9 protein-coding genes are annotated in these 11636 nt (G+C 47.3%); 5 read left to right on the forward strand and 4 right to left on the reverse strand.

The features are described from left to right. Positions 1-5: 5 nt before the first annotated feature. From ACWYVB_RS08630 to ACWYVB_RS08640, 3 genes are all read left to right on the forward strand, one after another. A complete protein-coding gene (locus tag ACWYVB_RS08630; RefSeq protein WP_047008061.1) occupies positions 6-767 on the forward strand; it encodes an SDR family NAD(P)-dependent oxidoreductase in 762 nt (253 codons plus the stop codon). 49 nt (positions 768-816) lie between these two features. Further along, positions 817-1329, forward strand: a complete 513-nt coding sequence (locus ACWYVB_RS08635; protein ID WP_025633388.1) for a 2,4'-dihydroxyacetophenone dioxygenase family protein — start codon at positions 817-819, stop codon at positions 1327-1329. Between the two features lie 64 nt (positions 1330-1393). Beyond that, positions 1394-2392, forward strand: a complete 999-nt coding sequence (locus ACWYVB_RS08640; RefSeq protein ID WP_457528752.1) for a zinc-binding dehydrogenase — start codon at positions 1394-1396, stop codon at positions 2390-2392. Positions 2393-2475: 83 nt separating this feature from the next. Here ACWYVB_RS08640 and ACWYVB_RS08645 read toward each other — a convergent pair whose 3' ends face one another. Both ACWYVB_RS08645 and grxB read right to left on the reverse strand, forming a co-directional pair. Next, positions 2476-3600 (reverse strand): alkene reductase, encoded by a 1125-nt coding sequence (locus ACWYVB_RS08645; RefSeq protein ID WP_457528723.1) that lies wholly within the window; start codon positions 3598-3600, stop codon positions 2476-2478. 10 nt (positions 3601-3610) lie between these two features. Then, a complete protein-coding gene (grxB, locus tag ACWYVB_RS08650) occupies positions 3611-4240 on the reverse strand; it encodes a glutaredoxin 2 (RefSeq protein WP_457528725.1) in 630 nt (209 codons plus the stop codon). A gap of 216 nt (positions 4241-4456) precedes the next feature. On the opposite strand from grxB, the gene ACWYVB_RS08655 reads away from it, so the two are divergent. Beyond that, complete coding sequence (locus ACWYVB_RS08655) at positions 4457-5392, forward strand: LysR family transcriptional regulator (RefSeq protein WP_457528727.1); 936 nt, start codon at positions 4457-4459, stop codon at positions 5390-5392. Here ACWYVB_RS08655 and ACWYVB_RS08660 read toward each other — a convergent pair. Beyond that, positions 5345-6256, reverse strand: a complete 912-nt coding sequence (locus ACWYVB_RS08660) for a LysR family transcriptional regulator (protein ID WP_182018757.1) — start codon at positions 6254-6256, stop codon at positions 5345-5347. The two genes, ACWYVB_RS08655 and ACWYVB_RS08660, sit on opposite strands and share 48 nt — an antisense overlap. 220 nt (positions 6257-6476) lie before the next feature. Between ACWYVB_RS08660 and ACWYVB_RS08665 the strand changes: the two genes are divergently transcribed. Further along, positions 6477-9356: an MGH1-like glycoside hydrolase domain-containing protein gene (locus tag ACWYVB_RS08665; protein WP_074190446.1), complete on the forward strand. Its 2880-nt coding sequence runs from the start codon at positions 6477-6479 to the stop codon at positions 9354-9356. A gap of 105 nt (positions 9357-9461) precedes the next feature. Here the strand turns inward: ACWYVB_RS08665 and ACWYVB_RS08670 are convergent, their stop codons facing one another. Next, a complete protein-coding gene (locus ACWYVB_RS08670; RefSeq protein WP_457528730.1) occupies positions 9462-11030 on the reverse strand; it encodes a DEAD/DEAH box helicase in 1569 nt (522 codons plus the stop codon). Positions 11031-11636 lie beyond the last annotated feature (606 nt).

Here is an 11636-nt window from a genome sequence, read left to right on the forward strand (position 1 = left end):
GCTGTATGGAACTTATCAATAAAACTGCCATCGTGACTGGCGCTGCGGGTGGAATTGGGCAAGCTATTATTGCAAAGCTAAGAGAGCAAGGAGCCAAAGTGCTTGCTGTCGATATCTCAGAGCAATCACTGCAAATGTACGCAAGTTTTGGCTCTAAGCAGTTGGAAACCTTTGTTGCGGACGTCACCGATTACCAACAAGTCGAAGCCATGGTGAGGTACGCGGTCGAACAATTTGGCTCACTTGACATCATGGTCAACAATGCAGGTATCGGCGCACCGAAACCTCTGCTTGAACATGATCCTATCGCCGACTTTGAGCCTATCTCTAAAGTCAACCAAAACGGCGTTTACTATGGCATTCTCGCCGCTGGACGACAATTCCAAGCGCAAGGGACACCGGGCGTGATCCTCAATACCTCTTCCGTTTACGCCCAAATGGCCTCCGAGATGACGTTTACCTACAACGTCAGTAAAGCCGCAGTCGATATGATGACCAAATGCGCCGCTCTAGAGTTAGCGCCTCTGGATATTCGTGTGTGTGCCGTCGCTCCGGGACGTGTCGATACTCCGATGTTAAGGCAATACGAAGAGATCGGCTTGTGGAACCACATCCGCAAAGAACAGATGCGCCAAAACTTCACGCAACCAGAAGAGATTGCCAACGTGGTAGCGTTTCTTGTCAGCGAGAAAGCCAACTGTATCAACGGCTGCACCATTAGCGCATCTGACGGTTTCGAGAATTTTAAGTACCCGCTCATGGGATAGATGGAATAGGCGAGCACGCCAAATTACAGCAATAGTGAGGATGTAAGTTATGTCATTACCAGAAGTTATTCAGCATCAAGATTTCCTATTAACTCTTAATACTAATGAAGAGTCGATCATTAAAGACGCGCTACCGGGTGTTGATGTTTACCCGCTGTTTCTTGACCCAGAAAATGGTACGTGGGTGATTCGCGCCAAGTTCAAACCGGGTATCACTCTGCCTAAGCACTTCCATACTGGTGTGGTGCATTTCTATACACTGAGTGGCGCGTGGCACTACATCGAGTATCCAGACCAAGTCCAAACCGCTGGTAGCTACTTATATGAGCCGGGCGGTTCGATTCATACCTTTCACTGTCCAGAAGAGTCGGGTGGCGCAGATGGCTTTATGGTGATCCAAGGTGCGAACATTAACTTTGACGAAGAGGGTAACTTTATCAACATCATGGATGCAGGTTGGATTGAGCAAGTGGTGGTTGCCGCTGCCAAAGCGCAAGGCTTCACTGCGCGCTATATCAAACCGGGTGCGATTGCTGCCCTGAGTGATGAGCTAGCGGAGTAACCCCATGCAACAGATGAACAGTATCGTAATGCAGGATGGTAGTGTCCGCCTGAAGCAAGTCTAAATCCCCAAATCCGCAGCGGGACAAATCTTGGTTCGTAGTCTCGCCTGTGGGATTTGTGGCTCCGACCTACACATTACTCGACACGCGGATGAGGTGTTTGATGTATTCTACCAGCTCGGGTTGATGCCTGATGAAGTAGGTGAGCACGCTCAAGTGATGTTGGGACATGAATTCTGTGCGGAAATTGTCGAATACGGTGCCGATACGCAGCAAACGTTGCCTGTCGGTAGCCGAGTCACCTCTGTGCCGATGTTGCTCAGCCAAAATGGCGCAGGCGTTGGTGTCACTCCGGGTACTTACGGCGCTTACTCTGAGTATTTCCTACTTGATGAAGCGCTCCTACTGCCAGTGCCCGACGAAATACCGTCTGAAGCGGCAGCGTTAACCGAGCCGCTGGCGGTCGGTTTGCATGCGGTCAATCGCAGTGAAATCGAAACGGAAGATACAGCGCTGGTTGTCGGTTGCGGCCCTATAGGGCTGGCGGTGATTGCAGCGCTCAAACAACGCGGTGTGAGCAACATTCTTGCGGTCGATCTTCAGGAAGAGAAGCTGCAACTTGCCAGCGAGTTTGGCGCAAATCGATTGATCAACCCGACCAAGGAGGACGAGATCGCCGTCGGGGCACAGTATGGAATGAATTCACGTTTGGTCATCTATGAGTGTGTTGGCAAACATACTTTGATTGATGATTTCATGCGCCGTGCTCCTGCCCGATCTCGAATCGTTGTATCAGGCATTCATACGGCTCCAGCAACCATTAACTACGCGTACGCGACGGTAAAAGAGCTCGATTTGAGATTCTCTTACTACTACCAACCGCAAGAGTTTGAGCAATGCCTTCAAGCGATTGCCGAACACAAGTTGCCTTGGCAGAAAATGCTTACCGCCAAAGTGGGAATCGATGGTGTGGAAGATGCGTTTAGACAGTTAATGACGCCAAATGATCACATCAAAGTCGTTATCGAACCTTGGCGCAGCGGCGCGTTAGAAGTGATTTAACTCTTAGCCAGATTAAGCTAGCTAAAACCAATTCTAGTTTGGTGACAGCCCCAACCGTAGCAGCTAGGTTGGGGCTTTTTTTGTTAGGCCTGTTCTGCGTATTCCTGTTGCAGAGCAGGGTAATCGGTGTAGCCTCGTTCGTTTCCGCCAAACAACGTTGAGCCATCGAGTTCTGCCAACGGATGGTGATGTTGCAAGCGAGAGACTAAGTCTGGGTTTGCTACGAATGGTCGTCCGAATGCGACAAGATCCGCGTAGCCTTTCTCTAATACTTCGTTTGCTCGTTGAGGATCGTAGCGACCTGCAACAATAATAGCGTTGCGAAAGCGCTTTCTAAGTTCGACTCGAAACGTCTCAGGAATCGTTGGAGCATCGGCCCAATCGGCCTCGGACAAGTGCAAGTAGGCAATGTCGTGCTCCTGTAGCTGTTTTGATGCTTCCAAGATCGTTGGTACGATATCTGGGCAGTCCATATCTTTAAACGTAATGAATGGTGCCAATCTCACTCCAACTCGATGCGCACCAACAGCGGCGATAACTGCATCCACTACTTCGATAAGAAAACGGATACGATTTTCTCGTGAACCGCCGTAGTTGTCTGTTCGATGGTTTGAGTTGGTTCTTAAGAACTGATCGATCAGATACCCATTCCCGCCGTGGATTTCTACACCATCAAAACCCGATTCAATGGCGCGTTTGGCTGCGTTCGCGAAATCACCGACAACTCGGTTGATATCCGCTTGTGTCATGGCGCGAGGCTCAACACAATCGACCATATTGCCGTTGCCTTGTTCATCTGCAATCCAAACTTGCGTCTCTACCGGAGCGAGCGCAGATGGCGCGATAGGCTGTTCACCATTTTGGAATGTTGGGTGAGACACTCTGCCCACATGCCATAGCTGACAAAACATCGCTGCGCCTTGTGATTTGACCGCTTGGGTCACACCCTGCCAGCCCGCCACTTGCGCATTGGTGTAAACGCCAGGGGTGAACGAATAGCCTTGAGAATCGTCCGAAATTTGTGTGGCTTCGGAAATGATCAGCCCAGCAGAAGCGCGCTGTTGATAATACGTTGCCATCATCTCATTCGGGATGTTACCCGGCTGAGTGGTGCGTGCGCGAGTCATTGGTGCCATGACAATACGATTTTGTAGTGACAACGCTTTCATTTGAGCTGGCTCAAACAGCTTATTTGTTCTTTGTTTCATGTTGCACTCCTTAGATAAGTACTGGCACGTTGGTCGCTTTACGAGCGGTTGCCATCCAATGAAGTACGGCTGGATCCCATTGCACTTCGGGAGCACTGAAAAAACCGCGTAGAATAGAGAACATAATGGCTTGATCAACCAGTGACGTTTGCTTTTCTGAATTTAGGTTGAGCAAGGGTTTGGTTTGTTCTATCAAAGCGGCGACTTCTTTCGCAATCGCAGGTGTATCGTTAATCAAAGCTTCAAAATTTAATGCTTCGGTTTCTTTTTTTGCACGCCATGCTTGTTTAGCGGTTTCTGTTGCAAATTCCGGTAACGTCATGTTTGACCAACGCGGATACCCGACTTTTTGTAGCGGTAAAAACGCCTGTTTTTGCCAGTCTAAAACCGGTGCTGAGGGTTGGCTGCTTTCATTGGAAGATGCCAATTCAAGGAAGTAGTTGATGATGTCTAAGCTTTCCGCCATCGCTTCGCCATCGTCTTTGATCAAAAGAGGAACTTGTTTTGCGCCGATGATGTTTGTGGTGGTGCTCTCGTCGTCATAAGCAATGTTGATGACGTCGAGCTGAATATTCAGCATGCCTGCAACAAAACGGACGCGGGCGCTAAAGGGGCAATGTTCATAAATGTACAGTTTCATTTTTTGTTTCCTATCTCTTGGCTGGGCAGGGCGTGTTGTTGTGCGTTGAACACAGTGACGCCGAATACAGCGTTACGGCGTTTAACTTTGCCCTGTCACATAACGTTCTGGGTCTAAACAATGTCGATAGGGTTAGTATATGGATTCGACTTAATTTGATAATTGGGTAATATCTGAATTGATTATTCAGTTTTTCCAAATAATAAGGGCGCGAAGATGGATAAGTTTTCGGATATGACGTTGTTTGTCAGCATCGTTAAACATCAAGGTCTGGCAGCGGCGGGAAGGGAGTTAGGTTTATCTCCGGCGACGGTAACGGCAAGGCTGCAAGCGATAGAAGAACGCTATGGCGTAAAGCTGCTCAACCGAAGCACACGCCACGTATCACTCACGGACGCAGGGGCAATGTACCATCAAGCTTGTCTGAACATCATTGATAGCGTGAAAGAGACGGAAAACTTACTGCAAACGGGTATTTCGCAAGTGCGCGGAACGTTGAAAATTTCAGCTCCACGAGATATTGGCAAACAAATTATTTCGCCGATGGTGTCGGCTTTTTCTGAGCAATATCCGGATGTCACGCCTTATCTTTACCTTAATGACAATTTATCGAACTTGGCTGAATCGGGGCTCGATTTAGTGATTCGCTACGGCGAGTTAGCGGACAGTAATCTCATTTCGCGCAAGCTGGCGTCGAGTCAACGCGTACTGTGCGCGTCACCTGATTATTTGTCGAAGCAAGGTATCCCAAACTGCCCACAAGATCTCGCGGATCATCGCTGCTTAGCGATGGTGCGCAGCAATGAAGAATTAAAAACGTGGCACTTTAAAGGTGAAGAGTCTCACCAAACGATCACGGTCACGCCAAAGCGATTTTCTGATGATGGTGAAGTAATTCGACAATGGGCGTTGGACGGTGCGGGGATTGCGTTGAAATCGATTTTAGATATTCAGCAAGACCTCAAACAACAACGTTTAGTAACGGTTTTGGATGGGTATATGAAAAACTTCAGCGCCTTTTCGCAAGGCGCTGAAGCGGATCTGCATGTCATTTATCAAAGCCGTCAATATCAACCGAAAAGAGCTCGCCTGTTTTTGGACTTTCTAGTTGAGCAATTTAGCGCGCTGAGTGATGCCAGCAATCAGATCTAGATGCGATTCAGAGGTTTCTCGGCGGTGGCGATAAATCCCGACGGTGCCAGGGTTTGGTTCGTTTTCCATGGTTAAGCATTGTAAGCCAAAGGATTCCAAATACGGTTGCAGATGGCGAGTATAAGACATCACCGCGACGCTTTCTTTCAGTACATCAATGCTGGCGAGCAGAGAATCCACTTCGTAAGTCGGTCTGTCATCCAGTTGCTGCCTTTCGCGTTCATTTTGTTTCGGGATTGGGTTATCGATGACGTGAGCGAATTTCTTAGCGTCATAAGTGACCGAAAGAGCGGGGTATTCGTGCAGCATCTCTTCGGTGACGGTTTTCCCTAGAAGTGGGTGGCTTGGGGAAACAAAATAGGCATCAACCGTTTGAAATAGTGGAATAAACGTAACATCGCATTTAGACGACAAGCCGACAATCTCGTGGCCGATGAAGAATTCAATCTGTTCGTTGATTAATGAATCCATCAAGCCTAAGTGGTTGCCAAATTCGACGTGCGTAGATGCCGATGGCTGCTTGGTCAGATGTTCATTGAGTGCTTGTTTGACGAACAGCGGCCACCACGCATCGCCAGTACCCATTTTAATTTTTCCGACTTGGTACTGTTTCCGTTCATCAATGCTTTGCATCATTTGGTTGTATTCATGCTGCATCGCGTTGCTATGGCGATAGAGGATGCGTCCGTATTCGGTCAACACCATGCCATTAGGATGACGTTCAAACAGCGTCACGCCGAGATTCTCTTCCAGCTTCTTTAAATTGCTTGTTACTGTTGGCTGGCTTAACCCTGCCATTCTTGCCGCAGCGCTGATGCTTTGGCAGCGTGCAACCAGTAAAAATTGCTGCAGAGATTTGTCCATTTTCTTTCCCCTCTAAGAATGAGGGGTATTTTGCACAATTTCATTTATAAATCACAAATCTGTAATCTCATTTGATTGAAATTATGCGCATTTCATAGATCTACATCACTGTTGGGGTTTGACGTATAGATGTTATCTATAGCTCGCTCCTGACTTCCTATTTTCCCCTCAAAAGGGTGTTCTTTAGACTGTCGCTAAAACAACAATCTAAGGGATGAACATGAAACCGAGTTTTATTGCGCTTGCTGTCGCGTCTTGTATTGGTCTTGCTGGGTGTGGGTCAGATTCCTCTGATGCGCCTGTGCCGGTCGACAAACCAATTATTTCAGCCGACTTATATTTACGTGGTTTAAATGGGGATTGGGGCACGGCAGAGCATGCCAAGCTAAACTATTTGGGTAATAACGAGTACGAAACCGTACTGCGCGTCGCTCGAGGTAGCAATCAGTTCAAGATTGCTGATCCGGGTTGGCAGATCCAATACACCTATTTTGAGGAGCCCGCGGCGTTCGATAAAGCTCAGGAGTACCTACCAAAACCAGACACGAATGAAGCGTGTATGAACGATGATTGCAACTCTGAGATCACGTTTGAAGACAAAGGGTATTACAAGTTTTCTGTGAGCTTTGCCGATGAAAGTCGCGCGACAATGACTGTGACGAAAGCAACGCAAGAAGAAGCGGAAAAATACTACTCTGATGCGATTCTCGACCCTGCAATGGTGCATCAAGGGCATCAGAGTAAAGAAGTGAAACTGTTCGCCAATTACGATGACTCGAGTGATACCGTGATTTTCTCGGTGAAAGATCCTAAAGCTGAGCTGCGTGAATTTGGTATTTCAACGACGACAGAATTGCGTGATGCGCTCGACCAAGGCTTAGTGATCAATGAACAAACAGGGCCGCGAGTGGTGTCGGGCGATGTCGCGTTTGACGCGTTGTTTGCGTTGACGATGAAAGAGCTAGACCAGCTTGCCGTTTCTGAAATCAAAGACGGCAATTACAACTACAACAACCCAATCAAAGCGGAAGTTTTTGAGACGGGCGCGAAGTGGCATTACGTATGGACGCGTGATTTGGCGTACGCAGCAGACCTTTCGCTTGCATTGATGAATCCAACTCGCGTGCAAAATGGTTTGAATTTCAAATTGTCCGCCTTCCGCGATACGACCGATCAGCAATACGATGGCGAGCAGATTGTGCAAGACACGGGCACTGGCGGTAGCTGGCCAATCAGTACTGACCGCACGACTTGGGCGCTTGGTGCAGAACGCTTACTTTCGGCATTGGATGGGGAAGAGTACAACCAATTTGCTGAGCGCGCTTACAAAGCGATCAGTAATACACTTGAAGCCGATCGCCTGGCGGCTTTTGATGCGAAATCTGGTTTATACACTGGTGAGCAATCATTCCTTGATTGGCGTGAGCAAACTTACTCAACGTGGACGCCAAACGATGTCAATGCGATTGGTAGCAGCAAAGCGTTATCGACAAATGTGGTTCACTACCGCGCGATTCAGCTCGCGGCTAAGTTGGCAGAGAAGTACGATTCAACCAACGCGGTCAAATACACCGAGTGGGCTGCACAGCTAAAAACCGCTATCAACGAGCAGTTTTGGAATGCCGAACGCGGTATGTACGTAAGTTATTTGTTTGATAATGGCAAAGACATCGCGGTCGACAAATATGACATGTTGGGCGAAGCACTTGCGATCATCAGTGGTGTGGCAAGTGATGCGCAGGCGAAACAAATCATGGCCAATTACCCACACAGTGAGTTTGGCGTGCCGGTTTATTTCCCTCAACAACCAGACGTGCCTGTGTACCATAACCGTGCAATTTGGCCATTTGTTACCGCGTACAGCTTGCGCGCCGCGCATCAAACACAAAACGTGGCAGCAGCGAACAATGCCATTCAATCGTTGGTTCGTGGTACGGCAACCAACTTATCCAACATGGAGAACTTAGAGTGGCTTTCTGGTAAGTCATTCATCATCCATAGTGATCATGGCGAAGATCCGAGCTTGGATGGCCCAGTGATTAACTCTCAGCGTCAGCTTTGGTCTGTGGGTGGCTACTTGAACATGGTGGTAGAGACGCTATTCGGCATCCATACCGAAACAGGTAATTTGGAAGTGAAGCCATTTATCACAAGCTGGGTGCGCAATAACTTGTTGGCTCAGTCTGAACAAATCACGTTGGAAAACTTTGCTTTCAAAGGAAAGAACTATTCGGTAACCATTGATTTGCCTGAAGCAAGTAAAGATGAAACAGGCTACTACCCAGTTGAAAATGTCACGATGGACGAAAAGGGGCATTTCCACGTGACACTGGGCGCGCTTGTGAATGTAGATAGCAGCATTACTTTAGTTTCTGGGGTGAAACCGTATGTGAGTGAAGACAGTCGCGTTTATTCTCCGCAAGAGCCAAAACTGGTGGTAAAAAGCGTTGATAAATCGGTTTCGATTGACGTGACGAGCAAGTACAACGTGAACTTGTATCGCAATGGAGAGCTGATTCAAAAGAACGTGGTTGCCCAATCTTATTCCGATACGCCAACAGGTTTTGCGTGTTATTTGGCTGAAAGCATTAACGATAAAGGCTTCCGTTCTAACCCAAGCCAACCGGTTTGTGTCGGTGAAGAGATCCGCATCAAACTTGATGGTGAATATCAGCCACTCAAAGACAATGTATCGGTAGTTACGGTGAGCAAAGACAGCGGCATCGTAAAAGGTGCAGAGTCGTTTACAGCCCCTGTAACGGGCACTTACCAGTTCGATGCTTGGTACAACAATAACCTAGGGCAACTTAATACTGGCATCACGAACACCGTGAAATTGTTAGAGGTATTGGATGATGAAGGTAAAGTGGTTGGTCAAGGTTACTTGCAGATGGGCCATATTGGTGAAAACCAAGGTATGCGTTACTCAACGCCAATTGAAGTGGCGTTGGAGCAGGGGAAAACCTATCAGATCGCGCTGAAGGATCACTTCAATATGAGTTACCTCACATCGAATGAAACCTACATCTACGCTGGTGGTATTGAGGGTGAAAAGAACGAAGCGCAAATCGCAGATATTCGAATCACACCTTTAATGTAGGCTGTTTTAACAAAGCTGCGTTCTAAAAACTGTGTTCTAAGAAAAACAAAGCCGCTGAGATTATCAGCGGCTTTGTTGTATTTGCTATCGGAGGCCGTTTACAGGTTAGTTTGCAGTTTGCGGACGAGGCTTACGGCGCTGACCTGATGGTTTGTTTCCTGCAGACTTAGCATTGTTTGGCTTGCGGTTAGTAGACGGTTTACCAGCGTTGCCACTCTTATTACCGTTTGGTTTATTTCCATTCGGTTTATTGCTATTTGGCTTGTTGCCGTTAGGTTTACGGTCATCTGGTTTACTGTTTGTACGACCTTGGCCTTCACGGTTGCCTTTAGGCTTGCCCGCACCACCTTGATTGGTGCTGTTTTTGTTGCCGTTGTTACCACCGTTGAAGCGACGTTTAGGTTTGTTTGCACCATTGCCTGCTTTCTTTTCGGTTACTGGGGCGTTTTCACTTGCACCATTTGGTGCTTTTGGTTTTTTCGGCTTCTTAGGTTTTTTCGGTTTGATTGGGCGAGTATCCAGTTTAGATTCTGGCACTACATTGGTTGGCGCAAAACCTTCCAACTCTTTACGTGGTAGCACTTCTTGAATCAAACGTTCAATCGCAAACAACTCAGATGCTTCTAGCGCACATACAAGTGAAATCGCTTTACCTACTTCGCCCGCGCGGCCAGTACGACCAATACGGTGAACGTAGTCTTCTGCCACTTTAGGTAGCTCAAAGTTCACCACTTGTGGTAATTGAGGAATATCGATACCGCGCGCAGCAATGTCCGTCGCGACCAACACACGAATTTCACCCGATTTAAAATCCGCCAGTGCTTTGGTACGCGCGCCTTGGCTCTTGTTGCCGTGGATGGCAGCAGCCGGTAGGTTTTGTTCGATCAGGAACTTCGCCAGACGGTTTGCGCCGTGTTTCGTTTTCGTAAACACCAGCACTTGCTTCCAATCGCCGTCTTTGATCAATTTAACCAACATCGGTGCTTTCTTCTTCACGTCTGCTGGGTAGATGCTTTGCTCAACCGTTCTCGCTGTCGAGTTTGCCGGGTTAACGGAAATCTCAACCGGGTTGTTCACCAAGCCTTTCGCAAGGTCGCGGATTTCATCCGAGAAAGTCGCTGAGAACAGTAGGTTCTGACGTTGTTTTGGTAGTAGTGCTAGGATCTTACGAATGTCACGGATAAAGCCCATATCCAGCATGCGGTCTGCTTCGTCCAGTACCAGAACTTCTAGTTGGTCGAATTTGACCGCATTTTGGTTGTACAAATCCATCAGGCGGCCTGGTGTTGCTACCAGCACATCCGCACCTTTGCGAAGACGCAGCATTTGCGGGTTGATTTTTACACCACCAAAAACAACCGCACTGCTTAGTGGAAGGTGACGGCTGTACATAAACACGTTTTCTTGCACCTGAGCTGCAAGCTCACGCGTTGGTGTAAGGATAAGTGCACGAACTTGGTTAGCACGAACACGAGGGCCGTTCGATAAACGCTCAAGAATCGGTAGCGTAAAGCCTGCAGTTTTACCTGTACCAGTCTGCGCTGCTGCCATTACGTCTTTCCCTTCCAAAATAGCAGGAATTGCTTTTGCCTGAATTGGCGAAGGGGTGTCGTAGCCTTTTTCTTGAATAGCTTTAAGGATTGGAGCAGATAGACCTAAAGAGGTAAAACCCATATGTATGATTCTCAATTGTAGAGTTAGATAACAACGCGCCGAAAACAAATCGGTACGAAAAGTGCGACATTCTGAGGCTTTTACGCGCTGGCTTCAACTAATTCTGTTATGGATAAATATTTGAACTGGATCTCATTTCTTTTTTGAACAAAAAAGAGCATAGAAAAGTGACGTAGATTCATTCTGTAGTTTGAATGTGTTACGTGTTCTTTCGGAAAAAACAGTGAGACAAATGGTGATTATTAATTACTCAAATGGCTTAAAAATACTTGTTTGATAAATAATCAGAATGATTGAATGTTATTCAGTGTTTTGCCACTCAATTTTAATGGAAATTAGTTAGTAAAGTATTACCAAGTCTCAGATTTGACACATGTCGGTATGGTTAAATGCTGAGCAGAAAGGAATCGACTGATATAAAACAATGAGCTTGATGTGAATGCAAGGATCTCATTCTGCATCAAATCGCACTATTATCCCAGCTTGCTAACAAAAGGTTGTACTATGCGCTTTGCTATCCGATTTCTCTACTCACGGCCTCCTTCACACTTTATTCAGAGATCTTTCTGCTTTTACTGCCTGAGTTAAAGCTCTCTAAATATTTGT

The sequence above is a fragment of the Vibrio sp. JZG10 genome, from assembly GCF_054064075.1.

What these genes read in the sequence shown, in the direction of transcription:
- ACWYVB_RS08630 (WP_047008061.1), top strand. Translation starts at nt 6, where the DNA reads ATGGAACTTATCAATAAAACTGCCATCGTGACTGGCGCTGCGGGTGGA.
- ACWYVB_RS08635 (WP_025633388.1), top strand. Translation starts at nt 817, where the DNA reads ATGTCATTACCAGAAGTTATTCAGCATCAAGATTTCCTATTAACTCTT.
- ACWYVB_RS08645 (WP_457528723.1), bottom strand. Translation starts at nt 3,600, where the DNA reads ATGAAACAAAGAACAAATAAGCTGTTTGAGCCAGCTCAAATGAAAGCG.
- grxB (WP_457528725.1), bottom strand. Translation starts at nt 4,240, where the DNA reads ATGAAACTGTACATTTATGAACATTGCCCCTTTAGCGCCCGCGTCCGT.
- ACWYVB_RS08655 (WP_457528727.1), top strand. Translation starts at nt 4,457, where the DNA reads ATGGATAAGTTTTCGGATATGACGTTGTTTGTCAGCATCGTTAAACAT.
- ACWYVB_RS08660 (WP_182018757.1), bottom strand. Translation starts at nt 6,256, where the DNA reads ATGGACAAATCTCTGCAGCAATTTTTACTGGTTGCACGCTGCCAAAGC.
- ACWYVB_RS08665 (WP_074190446.1), top strand. Translation starts at nt 6,477, where the DNA reads ATGAAACCGAGTTTTATTGCGCTTGCTGTCGCGTCTTGTATTGGTCTT.
- ACWYVB_RS08670 (WP_457528730.1), bottom strand. Translation starts at nt 11,030, where the DNA reads ATGGGTTTTACCTCTTTAGGTCTATCTGCTCCAATCCTTAAAGCTATT.